This window comes from Kitasatospora sp. NPDC088391, from assembly GCF_044753345.1.
In the GTDB taxonomy this organism is placed as follows: Bacteria; Actinomycetota; Actinomycetes; order Streptomycetales; family Streptomycetaceae; genus Kitasatospora.
Genome location: NZ_JBIVNB010000007.1, coordinates 185,444 through 204,167, shown reverse-complemented (window position 1 = coordinate 204,167; position 18,724 = coordinate 185,444). Strand labels below are relative to the sequence as shown.

The window sequence follows — 18,724 nt, the reverse complement described above, 5'->3', positions numbered from 1 at the left end:
CGCGCCACCCCGTGCCCCCGGGGCGCCCGGCCGGGGCCCCCACGGCCCCCGCGGCCCCCCCCGCCCCCCCCCGGGGGGGGGCGGGGGGCCGCGCCCCCCCCCCCCCCCCGCCCGCGTACTGGCGAGTCCTCGCCAATGGCGTCGCAGAACCGGACGAACCGGACGGCGCAACCGCCCGGCCACGTCGCGTTACCAATACTTGATCCGTCTTAGGTCGACAAGTCCGTTCACCGGCTCGGAAGATGTGCCGCGTGCCGAGACCCCGCTTCCCCCTCCTGCCGACCGCCGCGGCGGCCGCCCTGGCCCTCGCGCTGTGCTCCTGCTCCGCCGCCGACGGGTCCGCCGAGGGCGGGTCGGCCGCGGCGGTCGGCGGCGACGGGCCGCGGATGACCCAGCAGGCGATGAACCCCGCGCCGCGCGAGGCGCTGCGGCAGGGCGGCACCCTGCGGTGGGCGATCGACCAGTACTCCAGCCAGTGGAACCCGCTGCAGTCGGACGGCTCGGAGGCTTCCACCAACGACGTCGTCAAGGCGCTGCTGCCGACCTTCTGGCGCTCCGACGCGGGCGGCACCCAGACCCCCAACCCGGCGTACCTGGTCAGCGCCCGCAGCGAGCAGCGGCAGGGCAAGCAGGTCGTGGTCTGGACGCTCAACCCGAAGGCGCACTGGTCCGACGGCCTCCCGATCACCTGGCGCGACCTGCAGGCGAACTGGCAGGCGCTGGGCGCGCTGGACCCCGGGTACCGGACCGCCACCTCGAACGGCTTCGACCAGGTGGAGAGCGTGGTCCGGGGGCAGGACGACTTCCAGGCGGTGATGACCTTCAAGGAGCCGTACTCGGAGTGGCAGGCGATGTTCAACAACGCCGGCAACGCCCCGCTGCTGCCCGCCCGGTACGTCTCCACCCCCGACCAGTTCAACACCTCCTTCAAGGGGCAGATCCCGGTCTCCGGCGGGCCGTTCAAGGTCGCCGACATGGACCCGGGGGCGCGCACCGTCACGGTGGTCGCCGACCCGGGGTGGTGGGGCGACAAGCCGCTGCTCGACAAGATCGTCTTCAAGGCGTACGACACCGGCACGATGCCGCAGGCCTTCTCCCGGGGCGAGGTCGACTTCTACAACAACGGCCCCAACACCGAGGGCTACCGGGCCATCCAGCAGACGGCGGGCGCCGAGGTCCGCAAGGCCGGCGGCCCGAACCTGCGGCAACTGGTGCTCAACGGGAAGAGCCCGCTGCTGGGCGATCCGAAGCTCCGTCAGGCGCTGATCCAGGCGATCGACCGGTCCGAGATCACCCGCACCGACCTGGCCGGCCTGGACTGGCCGTACGTGCCGATGAACAACCACTTCCTGGTGCCCTCGCAGCACGGCTACCAGGACAACTCGGGCGGCCTGAGCCGCTTCGACCCCGCCGCCGCCCGGGCGACGCTGGACGCGCTGGGCTGGAAGCCCGGCCCCTCGGGCGTCCGCGGCAAGGACGGCAAGGACCTGGTGCTGCGCTTCGTGGCGCCGGCCTCGAACAACCTGGCCGCCAACGAGAGCGAGGCGGTCACCCGGATGCTCGCCGCCGTCGGGGTCACCGTCACGGTGCAGACCGTGCCGGCCGGCGACTTCTTCGACCGCTACATCTACCAGCACGACTTCGACCTGACCGCCTTCGCCCTGCTGGGCACCCCCTTCCCGGTGTCCAACTCGATCAGCACCTTCCAGCAGGACTCCGGCTCCAACTGGTCGCAGGTGGGCAGCAGGACGCTCGACAGGGCGATGGCGGAGGCCGCCAGGGCCGACACCGTGGACGAGGAGACGGAGGCGCTCAACCGTGCCGACACGGAGGCGTGGCAAGTCGCGGGCCTGGTTCCGCTGTACCAGCGGCCGGCCATCTACGGGGTCCGCAAGGAGCTCGCCAACATCGGCGCCCCGGGGCTCGGAGACTTCGTCTACGAGAACATCGGGCTGATGAAGTAACCGTGCGGCGAGGTCTCGCCAATGGCGAGAAATTGCCATCCGGGCGGCGCCCCCCGCTCGACCCGAATTGAGCCACCCCTACCCATGAATTCGCTGCGGCACGCCCGAAAACACGGGTGTCCGATAATCGGACACCCAATTGCCTTCGAGAATTCCGGTGAATCACTACAAAACGGACATGGGGTCTACGCGCGTCGTGCGCTCGCGGCGGGCGGCGTGACGTCCTGATAACGGAGCAGACCGTGCATGGTTACGGACATGTGAACGCCGATTGAGCGTGTATGTCCGGTTTTGACCGTCTCGCTCGGCCGCTGTCAAGAGTCCGAGAACTACAAAGTGGTTGACATTCCAGCACGAAGGAGGAAATGGGCCGCCGACAACTGAGGAACTCTTGACGTTCGATAAACGACTTGCAAGAGTCCATTCATCCAAGTTCTTACTCCTTGCTTCTGCACGGACCACGGTCGGGAGCTTTAGCACCATGACGACGCCAACTGGGACGACGGCCGAGGGGGATCCCACCCTCGCCAAGTCCACGGACGCCGCCGGCGCCAAGCCGGCCGAGCTCCTCGGGCGCACCCCGGGCCAGATCGCCTGGAGCCGCTTCAAGCGCAACCGCACGGGCGTGGTCTGTGCAGTGATCACCCTCGGGTACATCGCGGCGGCCCTGCTCGCCCCGGTGATCTCCGCGCTCTACGGGAAGGACCCGTACACCTTCTACGGGTTGAAGGACTTCACCCTCCTGGACTCCCTGAGCCTGCCGGTCGCCCCCAACGGTGGCATGAGCAGCGAGTACTGGTTCGGCATCACGCCCGGCACCGGTCAGGACATCTTCACCAACATCATCTACGGCATCCGCACCTCGCTCGGTGTGGGCCTCATCGTGGTGACCACCTCCACGGTGCTCGGTGTGGTGGTGGGTCTCGCCCAGGGCTACCTCGGCGGCACCTTCGACTACCTGGTCGGCCGCTTCAGCGACATGCTGCTCGCCCTGCCGACCCAGCTGACCGCCATCGCGTTCTTCCCGATCGTGGTCAACGCCATCGTCCCGATCGACAAGGAGACCCCGACCTGGGTCCGCCTGGTCGGCATGTGGACGATCCTGGCCCTGCTCGGCTGGATGGGCATGGCCCGTCTGATCCGCTCGATCACCATCAGCCTCCGCGAGCGCGAGTACATCGAGGCCGCGAAGATCTCCGGCGCCTCGCCGTGGCGGATCATCTTCAAGGAACTGCTGCCCAACCTGGCCACCACCATCCTGGTGCAGGCGACCCTGACGCTGCCGGCCATCATCACCGCTGTCGCGGGTCTCTCCTTCCTCGGCGTCGGCTTCACCAGCCCGACTCCGGACCTGGGCCGGATGTTCTCCGACGCCGCCCAGTACTACGAGTCCGACATCACCTATCTCGTCTTCCCGGGTGTGGCGCTGACGACCTTCGTCCTCGCCTTCAACCTGCTCGGGGACGCGGTCCGGGACGCTCTCGACCCGAAGACCATCCGGTAGCACCACCTCGCACCACGCGCATCACCCAGCAACACCCTGTGTCCAGCAGTCCCCGGTGGTGCACCGGCGGTCCGCGCTGACCAGACATCCCACGCCAAGTTGACAGGTAGGAAGCAATGAGACTTCGCAAGGCCGCGTACGTGCCCGCGATGCTGGCGATCAGCGCGCTCACCCTGACCAGCTGCTCCAGCGGTCACAACACCAAGACCGACACCACCAACTCCGCCAAGTCGGAGGTGCAGAACTTCGGTCTGGGCACCCTGGCCGACTCCACCGGCCCGGCCAAGGACGTCGCCGGCGCCAAGCCGGGCGGCACCGCGCACGCCATCGAGGCGGCGGGCTTCGACTACCTCGACCCCGGTCAGATCTACGTCAACGAGTACCAGGCCGTCGCGCAGCTCTACAGCCGCTCGCTGACCGGTTACAAGACCGACCCGGCCACCGGCAAGACCATCCTGGTCGGCGACCTCGCCACCGACACCGGCAAGCAGTCGGACGACGGCAAGACCTGGACGTACACCCTCAAGGACAACCTGAAGTTCGAGGACGGCACGCCGATCACCTCGAAGGACGTCAAGTACGGCGTGGAGCGCCTGTACGCGGACTACCAGGACCAGGGTCCGAACTACGTCCAGACCTGGCTGTCCGGCGCGGACTACCGCAAGGTCTACCAGGGTCCGTACGACGGCAAGGAGCTCGGTGACGACGTCATCGGCACCCCCGACGACAAGACCATCGTCTTCCACTTCAAGGAGGCGCACGCGGACACCCCGTACGCCGTCCAGATGCCGAACATCACGGCCATCCAGAAGTCGAAGGACGACAAGGAGAAGTACAACGACCACCCGGTCTCCATCGGCCCCTACAAGATCGCCAGCTACGAGAAGGACAAGTCCCTCAAGCTGGTGAAGAACCCGAACTGGGACCCGAAGTCGGACCCGATCCGCCACCAGTACGTGGACGGCTGGGAGTTCGAGCTCTCCATCTCGAACCCGCTGCTGACCCAGCGCCTGCTGGCCGGCAACGGTGACGACAAGAACGCGCTGACCCTGACGACCAACGCCGACAACGCGTCGATCGCCAAGATCCAGGGCGACCTGGCGACCTACAAGGACCGCCTGACGAACAAGTTCCTGCCGTTCGTCGACACCTTCGACATCAACAACACCCGCGTGAAGGACCCGAAGGTCCGCAAGGCCCTCGCCGTCGCCTTCCCGCGCGCCCAGGTGCAGAAGCTGCTCGGCGGCGCCGCCACCGGCGACCTGGCCACCAACCTGGTCAGCCCGACCGTGGCCGGCTGGAAGGACTCCGACCCGCTGGGCCTGAAGGCCAAGCCGGAGGGCGACCCGGTCGCCGCCAAGGCGCTCCTGAAGGAGGCCGGCGCGGAGAACTACCCGATCGTCCTGGCCTACGCGAACACCCCGCGCTGGCAGCCGGTCGCCGCGGCGATCCAGGAGGCCCTGAACAACGCGGGCTTCAAGGTCGACCGCAAGGAGCTGGACCCGACCAGCTACTACTCGGTGATCGGCAAGAAGGACAACGGCTTCGACCTGTACCGCTCCGGCTGGGGCGCTGACTGGCCGGTCGGCTCGACCGTCATCCCGCCGACCCTGGACGGCCGCACCATCGCCGACGGTTCGCCGAACTACAGCCACTACAACAACGACGCCGTCAACGCCGAGATCGACCGGATCAACAAGATCACGGACGTGAAGCAGGCGTCGGACGAGTGGATGAAGCTCGCCGACAAGGCCCTCGAGGACGCGCCGAAGATCCCCGCGGTCTACGACAAGTTCTTCCAGGTCTACGGTGCCGGCCTCGGCGGCGTGGCCTACAACGAGGTCATCGGCGCCACCGACATCTCCAGCATCTACATCAAGTAGTGATCTGACAGGGCGCGGGAACCGAGCACCGGTCCCCGCGCCCTGCCGGTGGGCCCGTCCGACCGGACGGGCCCGCCGCCTCCTGCCGCACACCGACACCAGGCCCACACACGGGTCCGCGACCGGGCCCGGCACTCTCCACGACGCGGCCGCCGACGGCGCCCAGACTCGGAAGAGCCCAACCCATGCTCAGATTTCTCACTCGCCGGGCGCTCGGCGCGATCATCATCCTCTTCCTCCTGGTCCTGCTGACCTACCTGGCAGTCATGACACTGCCGGTGGACCAGGCCCAGCTGAACTGCCCCAAGGGCTGCAGCCCGCAGCAGCTCGCGACGGTCCGCCGCAACATGGGTCTGGACAAGTCGCACGTCGAGCAGGTCTGGGAGTACATCAAGGGCCTGTTCGTCGGCGTCGACCGCGGCGGCTTCGGCTACTGCAACGCCCCCTGCCTGGGCTACTCGAACTCCCGCCACCAGTGGGTCATCGACGTGATCATGTCGAACTACCCGGCCACCATCATGCTGGCCCTGGGCGGTTCCGCGGCGTTCCTGATCATCGGCGTCAGCCTGGGCATGCTCTCCGCCTGGAAGCAGGGCAGCATCTTCGACACCGTCGCCAGCTCGCTCTCGCAGCTCGGCCAGTCGACCCAGATCTTCTTCGTCGCCCCGCTCGCGATGGCGCTGTTCGTCACCAACCTGCACTGGCTGGACAAGCCCGGGTACACCCCGTTCACCGAGGACCCGATCACCTCCATCACCGGCATGATCCTGCCGTGGCTGGTCATGTCGATCATCTTCTGGTCGAACTACACCCGCCAGGTCCGCTCGCTGATGATCGAGCAGCTGTCCGAGGACCACATCCGGGCGGCCCGCGCCAAGGGCATGTCGAACCGCTACGTCTGGTGGCGCTACGCGCTGCGCGGCGCGATGGCCCCGATCGTCACCATCTTCGGCCTCGACCTGGGCGTCGTGCTCTCCGGCGCGATCATCACCGAGGTGTCCTTCGGCATCCAGGGCCTGGGCATGCTCGCGGTGAAGTCGATCAACTCCCAGGACACCCAGCTGGAGCTCGGCGTGCTGCTGTTCAGCGCCGCCGCGATCCTGGTCTTCAACATCGTCGTCGACGCGGTCTACGGCGTCCTCGACCCCCGGGTGAGGATCGGATGAGCACCTTCGCATCCGCCCCCGCCCCGCACCACCCCGCCCCCGAGGAGATCCGACCGTGAGCACCCTCACCAAGTCCGAGGCCGGTACCCCGGCCGCCGCGGGCGACGCCTTCCTCTCCGTCCGCGACCTGCGGGTCCGGTTCCGGACCGAGGACGGCATCGTCAAGGCCGTCAACGAGCTGAACTTCGACCTGCAGGCCGGCAAGACGCTCGGCATCGTCGGCGAGTCCGGCTCCGGCAAGTCGGTCTCCAACCTCGCGGTGATGGGTCTGCACAACCCGCGGAACACCACCATCGAGGGCTCCATCAAGCTGGACGGCCAGGAGCTGCTGACCCTGCCGCAGCGGGAGCTGGAGCGGCTCCGCGGCAACAAGATGGCGATGATCTTCCAGGACTCGCTGGCCGCGCTCTCGCCGTACTACACGATCGGCCGGCAGATCTCCGAGCCGTTCATGAAGCACACCGGCGCGAGCAAGCGCGAGGCCCGCACCCGGGCGATCGACATGCTGGCCAAGGTCGGCATCCCGCAGCCCGACAAGCGCGTGGACAGCTACCCGCACGAGTTCTCCGGCGGCATGCGCCAGCGCGCGATGATCGCCATGGCGCTGGTCTGCAGCCCCAAGCTGCTGATCGCGGACGAGCCGACCACCGCGCTCGACGTGACCGTGCAGGCCCAGATCGTCGACCTGCTGAAGGAGCTCCAGGAGGAGTCCGGCACGTCGATCATCTTCATCACCCACGACCTCGGCGTGATCCGCGAGATCGCCGACGACGTGCTGGTGATGTACGCGGGCCGGGCGGTCGAGCGCGGCACCATGCGCCAGATCCTGAAGACCCCCCAGCACCCGTACGGCTGGGGCCTGCTGAGCTCCATCCCGCGGATCAACGCGGCGGTGGACGTGCCGCTGCGGCCGATCCCGGGCTCGCCGCCGTCGCTGCTGAACCCGCCGTCCGGCTGCGCGTTCAACCCGCGCTGCGAGTTCCGCTCCGAGGTGCCCGGCGACCGGTGCACCACCGAGCGTCCCGCCCTGGACCTGGTCGACGAGAGCGGCCACCTGTCGGCCTGCCACCTCACCCCCGCGCAGAAGCAGTCCATCCTCACCGAGCAGATCCTGCCCCGGCTGAGCAGCTGAGTCAGATTCTCGGTTCAAGGAGCGAACAACCATGAGTGCAGAGCAGAACGTGAGCGGCAGCACCGCTACCGGCAGCCCGCTGCTGGAGGTGTCCGGGCTCACCAAGCACTTCCCGGTGATGGGCGGCTTCCCGTTCAAGCGCCAGGTCGGCGCGGTGCAGGCGGTCGACGACGTCAGCTTCACGGTGCACGCGGGCGAGAGCCTGGGCCTGGTCGGCGAGTCGGGCTGCGGCAAGTCGACCACCGGCCGCCTGGTGACCCGGCTGTACGAGCCCACCGCGGGCTCGATCAAGTACCTGGGCCAGGACATCGCGCACGCCTCCCGCAAGGAGCTGGCGCCGGTGCGGTCCGAGATCCAGATGATCTTCCAGGACCCGTACTCCTCGCTGAACCCGCGGCACACCGTCGGCACGATCATCACCGGTCCGATGGAGATCAACGACATCAACCCGCCGCAGGGCCGCGAGGCCCGGGTGAAGGAACTGCTGGAGATCGTCGGTCTCAACCCGGAGCACTACAACCGGTTCCCGCACGAGTTCTCCGGCGGCCAGCGCCAGCGCATCGGCGTCGCCCGCGCGCTCGCGCTGAACCCGAAGCTGATCGTCGCCGACGAGCCGGTCTCCGCGCTCGACGTGTCGATCCAGGCCCAGGTGGTCAACCTGCTGCAGGAGCTGCAGAAGGAGCTCGGCATCGCGTTCGTGTTCATCGCGCACGACCTGTCGATCGTCCGGCACTTCTCGCAGCGCGTCGCGGTGATGTACCTCGGCAAGATCGTCGAGATCGCCGACCGCGACTCGCTGTACAACGGCCCGCGCCACCCGTACACCCACGCGCTGCTCTCCGCGGCCCCGGACGCCGACCCGGACAACGTGTCCGCCGAGCGCATCCGGCTGACCGGTGACGTCCCGTCGCCGCTCAACCCGCCGTCGGGCTGCCGGTTCCGCACCCGGTGCTGGAAGGCCCAGGAGAAGTGCTCGGTGGAGGAGCCGCCGCTGATCCAGCTCTCCGGCAGCGTGGCCAACCACCTGACCGCGTGCCACTTCCCGGAGGACGGCAGCAACCCGGCCGTCCCGGAGCAGCGCGCCGAGGTCTGAGCCCTCCCGCGCGACCCGAAGGGGCCCCCGCCGATCCGTTCGGCGGGGGCCCCTTCGTGCGTGCGCTCAGACGTCCCGCTCGCCGGCGAAGTGGCAGGCCGAGTCGTGCCGGGCCCGCCCCTCCAGCCAGTCCCGGACGGTCAGCTCCGGGTCCTCCCGCGCGCACTTCTCCTGCGCCTTCCAGCACCGGGTGCGGAACCGGCAGCCGGACGGCGGGTTGGCCGGGGAGGGCACGTCGCCGGTCAGCACGATCCGGTCCCGGTGCTCGCGGGCGCTCGGGTCCGGCACCGGCACGGCGGAGAGCAGTGCCTGGGTGTAGGGGTGGGTGGCGTGGTCGTAGATCTCCAGGTCGGTGCCGATCTCGACCATCCGTCCGAGGTACATCACGCCGACCCGGTCCGAGATGTGCCGGACGATCGAGAGGTCGTGCGCGATGAACATGTAGGACAGGTTGAACTCGCCCTGGAGCTGCTCCAGCAGGTTGATCACCTGGGCCTGCACCGAGACGTCGAGCGCGGAGACCGGCTCGTCGCAGATGATCACCTCCGGCTTGAGCGCCAGGCCGCGGGCGATGCCGATCCGCTGGCGCTGGCCGCCGGAGAACTGGTGCGGGTACCGGTTGATGTACTCCGGGTTCAGGCCCACCACGTCCAGCAGGTCCTGGACGGCCTTGCGGCGATCGCCCTTCGGCGCGACCTCGGGGTGGATCTCGAAGGGCTCGCCGATGATGTCGCCGACCGTCATCCGCGGGTTCAGCGAGGTGTACGGGTCCTGGAACACCATCTGGATGTTGCGCCGCACCGCCTTGAGCGCCGCACCGGACAGGTGCGAGATCTCCTCGCCCTTGTACTTCACCGATCCGGCGGTGGCGGGCTCCAGGTTCATCAGCACCTTGGCCAGGGTGGACTTGCCGCAGCCGGACTCGCCGACGATGCCGAGCGTCTCGCCCTGCATCAGGTCGAAGGAGACGCCGTCGACGGCCTTGACCGCGCCGACCTGCTTCTTGAACAGCACGCCCCTGGTCAGCGGGAAGTGCTTGCGCAGGTCGCGGACCTCCAGGATGGGCTCGCCGCGCGGCACCTCCTGGGCGAACGCGACCTCCTCCGGGGTGGTCGCCCCGAGCGGGGTGGCGCCGTTAACCGTCATGGAGGGTCTCCTTCCAGAAGAAGCACGCGCTGTGCCGCCCGGCCAGCGGCGTCCCGTCGTCCTCGGTGACCTCCGCCAGCGGCGGCACGTCCCGGCGGCAGACGTCCTGGGCCCGCGGGCAGCGCGGGTTGAACGCGCAGCCCGGCGGAATGCGCAGCAGGTTGGGCGGCAGGCCCTTGATCGCGAAGAGCTCCTGGCCCTTCTGGTCGAGCCGCGGGATGGAGTCCAGCAGGCCGCGGGTGTAGGGGTGCGCGGGGCGGGCGTACAGCTCGTGGACGGGGGCGGTCTCGACGATCCGGCCCGCGTACATGACGGCGATCTTGTCCGCGACGTCGGCGACCACGCCGAGGTCGTGGGTGATCAGGATCAGGCCCATGTGGTACTCGGCCTGCAGCTCGGCGAGCAGGTCCATCACCTGGGCCTGGACGGTGACGTCCAGCGCGGTGGTGGGCTCGTCCGCGATGATCAGGTCCGGTTCCAGGGCCAGCGCCATCGCGATCATGATGCGCTGGCGCATGCCGCCGGAGAACTGGTGCGGGTAGTCCCCCACCCGCTCGGCGGCGGCCGGGATGCGGACCCGGTCCATCAGCTCGATCGCCTTGGCCCGGGCGTCCTTGCGGTTGCTGCCGCGGTGCGCCCGGTACATCTCGCCGAGCTGGTAGCCCACCGGGAGGACGGGGTTGAGCGAGGAGAGCGCGTCCTGGAAGATCATCGCGATCTTCTGGCCGCGGATCTTCCGGCGCTCCTCCTTGGACATCTTCAGCATGTCCCGGCCCCGGTACAGGATCTCGCCCTGCGGGATGCTGGCCGGCGGCATGTCGAGGATGCCCATCACGGCCTGCGCGGTGACGGACTTCCCGGAGCCGGACTCCCCCAGCACCGCGAGCGTCTCGCCCGCGGACACCGAGTAGTTGACGCCGTTGACGGCGCGGACCACGCCCTCCCGGGTCTTGAACTCCACGTGCAGGTCCCGGACGTCCAGCAGCGGCCCGGTGAAGGGTTCCTCGCGGGCGGGTCGGGCCTGGTCGGCGACGGTGCTCATGTGCCTCTCCGCTCGCTCAGCGCAGCTTCGGGTCGAGGGCGTCGCGCACCGCGTCGCCCAGCATGATGAAGGCCAGCACGGTGATCGAGAGCGCGGCGGCCGGGAAGAACAGGGCGAACGGGGCCTGTCGGATCACCTTCTGCGCGGACGAGATGTCCACGCCCCAGGAGATCGTCGGGTCCTGCAGGCCGATGCCGAGGAAGCTCAGCGTGGCCTCGGCGGTGATGTAGCCGCCGAGGGCGATGGTGGCGACCACGATCACCGGGGCGAGCGCGTTCGGCAGGATGTGCCGGAACATCAGCCGCCCGGTGCCGGCGCCGAGCGCCCGCCCGGCCACCACGTAGTCGGACTGCTTGACGGTGATCACCGAGCCGCGCATCACGCGGGCCAGCTGGGTCCAGCCCAGGAAGGCCAGCGCGATCACCACGGACCAGACGTTGCGGGTGGCGAAGGCGTTCAGCAGCACCAGGGCGCCGAGCAGCAGCGGGATGCCGAAGAAGATGTCGGTGATCCGGGAGATCACCCCGTCCACCCAGCCGCCGAAGTACCCGGCGGTCATCCCGGCCAGCCCGCCCAGCAGGGTGACCGCCAGGGTGACGCAGATGCCGACCGTGATCGAGGCCCGGGCCCCGTAGAGCACCCGGGCGTAGATGGAGCGGCCCTGCCCGTCGTAGCCGAACCAGCCGGCTCCGAAGAAGTCGGTGTAGTCGGGCTTGCGCAGGTAGTTGTGGGTGAGGTCGGCGGCCCGCGGGTCGGTGCCGGTGAACAGCCCCGGGAAGATCGCGATCACCACCAGCAGCAGGATCAGCACGGACGAGATCAGGAAGATCGGCCGCCGGCGGAGGTCCCGCCAGGCGTCGCCCCAGAGGCTGCGGGCCTGCTCGCGCTTGGCCGGGTCCGGTTCGCGCAGCGTCTCCTGCTCCACCGCCAGGCCCTGCTGGCCGACGTAGTCCAGGTGGTCGCTGTCCGCGGGCTGGACGCCCCGCAGCGGGTCGTGGTCGTCGGGGAGGTCCCCGTTCCGGTCAGGCATACCGAATCCTCGGGTCCAGGACGGCGTACAGCAGGTCGACGACCAGGCTGGCGACCAGGTACACCAGCACCAGCACGGTGACGATGCCGACCACCGTCGGGCCTTCCTTCTGGTTGATCGCCTTGTAGAGGACGTTGCCCACGCCGGCGATGTTGAAGATGCCCTCGGTGACGATCGCGCCGCCCATCAGGGCGCCCAGGTCGGTGCCCAGGAAGGTCACCACCGGGATCAGCGAGTTGCGCAGCAGGTGCCGGCCGATGACGGTGCGCCGCGGCAGGCCCTTGGCGACGGCGGTGCGCATGTAGTCGGCGCGCAGGTTCTCGCCGATCGAGGTGCGGGTCAGCCGGGCCACGTACGCCAGTGAGAGCGAGGCCAGCACCAGGCCGGGCAGGATGAGTTGGGTGATGTCCTTGGAGTCCTGCACGGTCGCGGTGACCCAGCCCAGATTGATCGCGAACACGGTCTGGGCGATGTAGCCGAGCACGAAGACCGGGATCGAGATCACGATCAGGGTGACCACCAGCACCAGGGTGTCGGCGATGCTGCCGCGCTTGAGGCCGGCCAGCAGGCCCAGCGGCAGGCCGATGAAGATCTCGAAGAAGAAGGCGACCAGGGCCAGCCGGATGGTGACCGGGAAGGCGTCCGCCATGATCTCCGAGACCGGGCGGCCGGTGAAGCTGGTGCCGAAGTCCAGGTGGAAGATGTTGTTCATGTAGTGCAGGTACTGCTTCCACAGCGGCTGGTCGAGGTAGTACTTGTGCCGCAGGTTGGCGACCTGCGCGGGGTCGGCGGCCTTGTCGCCGAACATCGCCGCGATCGGGTCGCCCGGCAGGCTGTACACCATCAGGAAGATCAGCAGCGTGGCCCCGAAGAACACCGGGATCATCTGGAGCACGCGCCGTAGGACGTAATGGCCCATGGGAGCCCTCCCTCCGAAGGGGTGACGTAGTGCCGGAGCCCCGCCCTCCGTGCGGGGAGGACGGGGCCGGCGTCGGGTGGGGTCAGCCCTTGACCTCGACCTGGGTCCAGGCCGGGTTGCCGAAGGAGTCGAACTTCACGCCCTGGACCTTGGTGGAGAAGCCGGAGTTGCTCCGGTAGTACCAGAGCGGGATGGCCGGCATGTCGATCGCCAGCTGCGCCTCGGCCTTCTGGTAGCCGGTGGCGGTGTCCTGGACGGACGCCGCCTGGTCGGCCTCGTTGGCGAGCTTGTCGAACTCCGGGCTGGAGTAGCCGGTGTCGTTGGAGGCCGCGCCGGTGCGGTAGACGTCGGCGAGGAAGTTGGCGTTCAGCGGGTAGTCCTGCACCCAGCCGGTGCGGAACAGGCCGTTGATCTGGTGGCCGGTGATCGCCGCGCGGGCGGTCTTGAAGTCGGTCTTCGGGTCGCCGGCGCAGTTGACGCCGGTGGCCTGGCGGATCGAGTTGCAGACCGCGTCGACCCACTCCTTGTGGCCGCCGTCCGCGTTGTAGGTGATCTTGATGGCGTTGCCGGGGACGCCGCCGCCCTCCTGGATCAGCTGCTTGGCCTTGTCCGGGTTGTAGGTGCAGGCGTCCCCGCAGGTCCCGGACTTGTAGCCGTCGACGCCCTCGGCGACCCAGGCGGTGGCGGGCTTGCGCGAGCCCTGCAGCACGGTCTTGGTGATGGTGTCGCGGTCGATCGCCATCGACAGGCCCTGCCGGACCTTGTTCTTGTCCTGGCCCTGCCAGTCGGACTGGTAGAGGGTGAAGCCGATGTTCTGGATCGCGCCCTGCGGGGCGTCGATCGCCCGGTCGCCCAGGTCGTTCTTGTAGTTCGCCAGCGCCGACGGCGGCACCTGGTCGATCACGTCCAGGTTGTTGGACTGCAGGTCCGCGTAGGCGGCCTCGGCGGTGGTGTACATCTTGAAGACGACACCGCCGTTCTTCGGCTTGTCCACGCCCTGGTAGTTCGCGAAGGTCTTGGTGACCACCTGCGAGTTGTGGTCCCAGCTGACGAACTGGTACGGCCCGTTGCCGACCGGCTTCTGCCCGTAGCCCGCCGGGTCCTTGAAGAACCCCTCCGGCAGCGGCGAGAAGGCCACGTAGCCGAGCTTGTACGGGAAGTACGAGACCTTGTTGGTCAGCTTGATGGTGAAGTGGGTGTCGTCCTGGACGGCCAGGCCGGACATGGTGTCCTTGGCCGGGGCACCGCTCTTCGGGTGGACGTCGGCGTAACCCTCGATGTCCGAGAACCAGGAGCTGTTGATCTGGTTGTTCTTGGTGTTCGCCGCCCAGTTCCAGGCGTCCACGAAGCTCTTCGCCGTCACCGGCGTGCCGTCGTGGAAGGTCCAGCCGGACTTCAGCGTGACGTTGAAGGTCTGCGAGTCGCTGGTGTCGATCTTGTCCGCGACCTGCATCCGCAGCTTGCCGTTGGACGGGTCGTAGTCCGCCAGGCCCTTGAACAGGTTCTGCACGATGCGCCCGCCGCCGGTCTCGTTGGCGTTGGCCGGCTGCAGCGGGTTCTGCGGCTCGCTGCTCTGGTAGGTGAACGTCTTGCTGGTGTCCGACGAGCCGCCACCGGAGCTGCTGCCACTACTGCCACAACCCGTGGCCACCAGGGCCACGGACGTCGCACTGACCAGGGCCCAGCGCACGCGGGTGCCTGCAGGCATGGAGCTTCCTCCTCAGGGGTGTATGACGCATCTCACCTCATGAGAAGGGCCGCACCGGTGCGGCGCGACCGCAGTAGGGCCGGACGGGGTAAGCCGGTCCTGACGACGCGTCAGGGGCGCGGGCGGTGGCCCGCGCCCCTGACGGCGCGTCGGATTCCCGGTGCCCGCTAGGCCGCCGCGGTCTCCCGTTCGGCCGCGAAGTGGCAGGCCGAGTCGTGCCGGGCGCCGCCGGTCAGGACCGTCGGGACCGCGAGCAGCGGGACCTCGGTGGAGCAGCGCTCCTCGGCCTTCCAGCAGCGGGTGCGGAACCGGCAGCCGGACGGCGGGTTGGCCGGGGAGGGGATGTCGCCGGAGAGGATGATCCGCTCGCGGTTCTCCCGGGCGCTCGGGTCCGGCACCGGCACGGCGGAGAGCAGTGCCTGGGTGTAGGGGTGGGTGGCGTGGTCGTAGATCTCCAGGTCGGTGCCGATCTCGACCATCTTGCCGAGGTACATCACGCCGACCCGGTCCGAGATGTGCCGGACGATCGAGAGGTCGTGCGCGATGAACATGTAGGAGAGCTCCAGGTCCTGCTGGAGCTGCTCCAGCAGGTTGATCACCTGGGCCTGCACCGAGACGTCGAGTGCGGAGACCGGCTCGTCGCAGATGATCACCTCCGGCTTGAGCGCCAGGCCGCGGGCGATGCCGATGCGCTGGCGCTGGCCGCCGGAGAACTGGTGCGGGTACCGGTTGATGTACTCCGGGTTGAGGCCCACCACGTCCAGCAGGTCCTGGACGGCCTTGCGGCGGTCGCCCTTCGGGGCGACCTCGGGGTGGATCTCGAAGGGCTCGCCGATGATGTCGCCGACCGTCATCCGCGGGTTCAGCGAGGTGTACGGGTCCTGGAACACCATCTGGATGTTGCGCCGCACCGCCTTGAGCGCCGCGCCGGAGAGCCGGGAGATGTCCTCGCCCTTGTAGAGCACCTGGCCGGCGGTGGCCCGCTCCAGGTTCATCAGGACCTTGGCCAGGGTGGACTTGCCGCAGCCGGACTCGCCGACGATGCCGAGCGTCTCGCCCTTGTGCAGGGTGAACGAGATGCCGTCGACGGCCTTGACCGCGCCGACCTGCTTCTTGAAGAGGACGCCCTGGGTGAGCGGGTAGTGCTTGACCAGGTCGCGGACCTCCAGGATGGGCTCAGCCATGGAGGGTCTCCTTCCAGAAGTGGCAGGCGCTCCTGCGCCCGGCGAGTTCCGCCCCGTCCCGGTCGGTGACCTGGTGGAGGGCGGGGACCTCGGTGCGGCACAGGTCGGTGGCCGCGTCGCAGCGCGGGTTGAACGCGCAGCCGGCCGGGACCTTGTAGAGGTTGGGCGGCAGGCCCTTGATCGCGTACAGCTCCTCGCCCTTCTGGTCCAGTCGCGGGATCGACCGGAGCAGGCCCTCGGTGTACGGGTGGGCGGGGTTGGCGTACAGGTCGTGGACGGGGGCGGTCTCGACGATCCGGCCCGCGTACATGACGGCGATCTTGTCCGCGACGTCGGCGACCACGCCGAGGTCGTGGGTGATCAGGATCAGGCCCATGTGGTACTCGGCCTGCAGCTCGGCGAGCAGGTCCATCACCTGGGCCTGGACGGTGACGTCCAGCGCGGTGGTGGGCTCGTCCGCGATGATCAGGTCGGGCTCCAGGGCCAGCGCCATCGCGATCATGATGCGCTGGCGCATGCCGCCGGAGAACTGGTGCGGGTAGTCGTCGACGCGCTGGGCGGCGGCCGGGATGCGGACCCGGTCCATCAGCTCGATCGCCTTGGCCCGGGCCTCCTTCTTGGAGGCGCCCTCGTGCACGCGGAACATCTCGCCGAGCTGGTAGCCGACGGAGAGCACCGGGTTGAGCGAGGAGAGCGCGTCCTGGAAGATCATCGCGATCTTGCGGCCGCGGATCTTCCGGCGCTCCTCGTTGGACATCGTCAGCATGTCCTGGCCGCGGAACAGGATCTCGCCTGCGGTGATCCGGCCGGGGGGCATGTCGAGGATGCCCATGATGGTCTGCGCGGTGACGGACTTGCCGGAGCCGGACTCGCCGAGCACGGCCAGCGTCTCGCCGGCCGCGACCGAGTAGTTGACGCCGTTGACGGCCTTGGCGACGCCGTCCCGGGTCTTGAACTCGACGTGCAGGTCCCGGACTTCGAGCAGCGGGGTGCCCGGGGCCGGGCGGTCCTTCGCGGTGGTGGTGGTCTTCGCGGGTGCGGTGGTCATGGTGCGGGCCGCCTCTCTCAGCGCAGCTTCGGGTCGAGGGCGTCGCGCACCGCGTCGCCGAGCATGATGAACGCCAGCACGGTGACGCTGAGCATGCCGGCCGGGAAGAACAGCGCGAACGGAGCGGTACGGATGACCTTCTGGGCCGAGTTGATGTCGATGCCCCAGGAGATGGTCGGGTCCTGCAGGCCGATGCCGAGGAAGCTCAGCGTGGCCTCGGTGGCGATGTAGCCGCCGAGCGCGATGGTGGCGACCACGATCACCGGGGCGATCGCGTTCGGCAGGATGTGCTTGAACATGATCCGGCCGGTGCCGGCGCCGAGCGCCTTGGCCGCGGTGACGTAGTCGGACTGCTTGACGGTGATCACCGAGCCGCGCATCACGCGGGTCATCTGGGTCCAGCCGAGGACGACCAGCGCGAAGACCACCGACCAGACGGTGCGGACCTGGAAGGCGTTCAGCATGACCAGCGCGCCGAGCAGCAGCGGGATGCCGAAGACCATGTCGGTGAACCGGGACACGATGGTGTCGACCCAGCCGCCGTAGTAGCCGGCGACCATGCCGAGCAGGCCGCCGAGGACGGTGACGCCGGCGGTGACGCAGATGCCGACGACCACCGAGGCGCGGGCGCCGTAGATCATCCGGGCGTAGATGGAGCGGCCCTGGCCGTCGTAGCCGAACCAGTCCGCCTGGAAGAAGTGCAGGTAGTTCGGCTTGCTCAGGTAGTGGTTGCGCAGGTCGCCGGCCCGCGGGTCCACCGAGGTGAACAGGCTGGGGGCGATCGCGAAGGCGATCAGCAGCACGATCAGCGCGGCGGAGATCAGGAAGATCGGGCGCTTGCGCAGGTCGTGCCAGGCGTCCAGGCCGAGGCTGCGGGGCTTCTCCGGCTTCGCTCCGGCGGTGGCGCCGTCCCGCTGGGCGGGAATCGCGGCGTTCTTCGTGGTCAGGTCAGGCATACCGGATCCTCGGGTCCAGGACCGCGTAGAGCAGGTCGACGAGCAGGCTGGCGACCAGGTAGACCAGCACCAGCACGACGACGAAACCGGAGACGGTCGCGCCCTCGTTGAGGTTGATGGCGTGGTACAGCGCGTTGCCGACGCCCTTGACGTTGAAGATGCCCTCGGTGACGATCGCGCCGCCCATCAGGGCGCCCAGGTCGGTGCCGAGGAAGGTCACCACCGGGATCATCGAGTTGCGCAGCAGGTGGGTGCCGATCACCTTGCGCCGGGGCAGGCCCTTGGCGACGGCGGTGCGCATGTAGTCGGCCTTCAGGTTCTCCGCGATGGAGGTGCGGGTGAGCCGGGCGACGTAGGCGAGCGAGATCGAGCCGAGCACGACGGCGGGCAGGATCAACTGGCCCAGGTTCATCGAGTCCTGGACGGTCGGAGTGATCCACTTCAGCTGGATCGCGAACACGTTCTGGAAGATGAAGCCGAGCACCGGGACCGGGATGGAGATCAGCAGCAGGGTCAGCACCAGCGTCGACTTGTCGAAGGCCTTGCCGCGGCGCAGGCCCGCGAACAGGCCGATCGCCACGCCGACGACCAGCTCGAAGACGAAGGCCAGCAGCGCCAGCCGGACGGTGACCGGGAGCGCCTCGCCGATGACGTCGATGACCTGGCGGCCGCTCATGGTCTTGCCGAAGTCGCCGGTGAACAGGTCCCCCATGTAGTTGAGGTACTGCTGCCACTTGGAGACGTCGAGTCCCATGTCGTGCTTGAACGCGGCCAGCTGGGCCGGGTCGGCGGCCTTGTCGCCCCACATCGCCGCCGCGGGGTCGCCGGGCAGCATCCGGGTCATGAAGAAGATGATCGTGACCGTGCCCACGAACACCGGGATCATCTGGAGCAGTCGCCTCGCGACGTAGCGCCCCATCGTGCCTCCAATTGACTGCTCTGACCTGCC

15 protein-coding genes are annotated in these 18,724 nt (G+C 68.7%); 6 read left to right on the top strand and 9 right to left on the bottom strand.

Annotation, left to right across the window (positions count from 1 at the left end; genetic code table 11):
* The first annotated feature begins 251 nt into the window (after positions 1-251).
* The 6 genes from ACIQBJ_RS22175 to ACIQBJ_RS22150 all read left to right on the top strand — a co-directional run bounded on the left by ACIQBJ_RS22175 (position 252) and on the right by ACIQBJ_RS22150 (position 8,742).
* Positions 252-1,964, top strand: a complete 1,713-nt coding sequence (locus ACIQBJ_RS22175) for an ABC transporter family substrate-binding protein (protein WP_400713094.1) — start codon at positions 252-254, stop codon at positions 1,962-1,964.
* A 481-nt stretch (positions 1,965-2,445) separates the two neighbouring features.
* A complete protein-coding gene (locus ACIQBJ_RS22170; protein WP_400713091.1) occupies positions 2,446-3,468 on the top strand; it encodes an ABC transporter permease in 1,023 nt (340 codons plus the stop codon).
* Between the two features lie 116 nt (positions 3,469-3,584).
* Positions 3,585-5,351 (top strand): ABC transporter substrate-binding protein, encoded by a 1,767-nt coding sequence (locus ACIQBJ_RS22165; protein WP_400713088.1) that lies wholly within the window; start codon positions 3,585-3,587, stop codon positions 5,349-5,351.
* A 185-nt stretch (positions 5,352-5,536) separates the two neighbouring features.
* Positions 5,537-6,517 (top strand): ABC transporter permease, encoded by a 981-nt coding sequence (locus tag ACIQBJ_RS22160; RefSeq protein WP_400713084.1) that lies wholly within the window; start codon positions 5,537-5,539, stop codon positions 6,515-6,517.
* Positions 6,518-6,572: 55 nt separating this feature from the next.
* Positions 6,573-7,649 (top strand): ABC transporter ATP-binding protein, encoded by a 1,077-nt coding sequence (locus ACIQBJ_RS22155; protein WP_400713079.1) that lies wholly within the window; start codon positions 6,573-6,575, stop codon positions 7,647-7,649.
* 31 nt (positions 7,650-7,680) lie between these two features.
* A complete protein-coding gene (locus tag ACIQBJ_RS22150; protein WP_400713076.1) occupies positions 7,681-8,742 on the top strand; it encodes an ABC transporter ATP-binding protein in 1,062 nt (353 codons plus the stop codon).
* Between the two features lie 66 nt (positions 8,743-8,808).
* Here ACIQBJ_RS22150 and ACIQBJ_RS22145 read toward each other — a convergent pair whose 3' ends face one another.
* From ACIQBJ_RS22145 to ACIQBJ_RS22105, 9 genes are all read right to left on the bottom strand, one after another.
* The gene (locus ACIQBJ_RS22145; protein ID WP_400713073.1) at positions 8,809-9,888 is read right to left on the bottom strand and encodes an ABC transporter ATP-binding protein; all 1,080 of its coding nucleotides are present in this window, start codon (positions 9,886-9,888) and stop codon (positions 8,809-8,811) included.
* Positions 9,878-10,930, bottom strand: coding sequence for an ABC transporter ATP-binding protein (locus ACIQBJ_RS22140; protein WP_400713070.1), 1,053 nt, complete (start codon positions 10,928-10,930; stop codon positions 9,878-9,880). The genes ACIQBJ_RS22145 and ACIQBJ_RS22140 overlap by 11 nt, the downstream gene beginning before the upstream one ends.
* A gap of 16 nt (positions 10,931-10,946) precedes the next feature.
* Positions 10,947-11,960 carry an ABC transporter permease gene (locus ACIQBJ_RS22135; RefSeq protein WP_400713067.1) on the bottom strand — a complete coding sequence of 338 codons (1,014 nt, stop codon included), beginning with the start codon at positions 11,958-11,960 and terminating at the stop codon, positions 10,947-10,949.
* Positions 11,953-12,879 carry an ABC transporter permease gene (locus tag ACIQBJ_RS22130; RefSeq protein ID WP_400713064.1) on the bottom strand — a complete coding sequence of 309 codons (927 nt, stop codon included), beginning with the start codon at positions 12,877-12,879 and terminating at the stop codon, positions 11,953-11,955. Before ACIQBJ_RS22130 ends, ACIQBJ_RS22135 begins: the two co-directional genes overlap by 8 nt.
* An 82-nt stretch (positions 12,880-12,961) precedes the next feature.
* Positions 12,962-14,587: an ABC transporter substrate-binding protein gene (locus ACIQBJ_RS22125; protein WP_400713061.1), complete on the bottom strand. Its 1,626-nt coding sequence runs from the start codon at positions 14,585-14,587 to the stop codon at positions 12,962-12,964.
* Between the two features lie 167 nt (positions 14,588-14,754).
* Positions 14,755-15,771: an ABC transporter ATP-binding protein gene (locus tag ACIQBJ_RS22120; RefSeq protein ID WP_400713058.1), complete on the bottom strand. Its 1,017-nt coding sequence runs from the start codon at positions 15,769-15,771 to the stop codon at positions 14,755-14,757.
* Positions 15,764-16,819 (bottom strand): ABC transporter ATP-binding protein, encoded by a 1,056-nt coding sequence (locus ACIQBJ_RS22115; RefSeq protein WP_400713055.1) that lies wholly within the window; start codon positions 16,817-16,819, stop codon positions 15,764-15,766. Before ACIQBJ_RS22115 ends, ACIQBJ_RS22120 begins: the two co-directional genes overlap by 8 nt.
* Before the next feature lie 17 nt (positions 16,820-16,836).
* Positions 16,837-17,775, bottom strand: coding sequence for an ABC transporter permease (locus ACIQBJ_RS22110; RefSeq protein ID WP_400713052.1), 939 nt, complete (start codon positions 17,773-17,775; stop codon positions 16,837-16,839).
* Entirely contained in the window at positions 17,768-18,694 is a 927-nt protein-coding gene (locus tag ACIQBJ_RS22105; RefSeq protein WP_400713049.1) for an ABC transporter permease, read from the bottom strand. The genes ACIQBJ_RS22110 and ACIQBJ_RS22105 overlap by 8 nt, the downstream gene beginning before the upstream one ends.
* Positions 18,695-18,724: the final 30 nt, after the last annotated feature.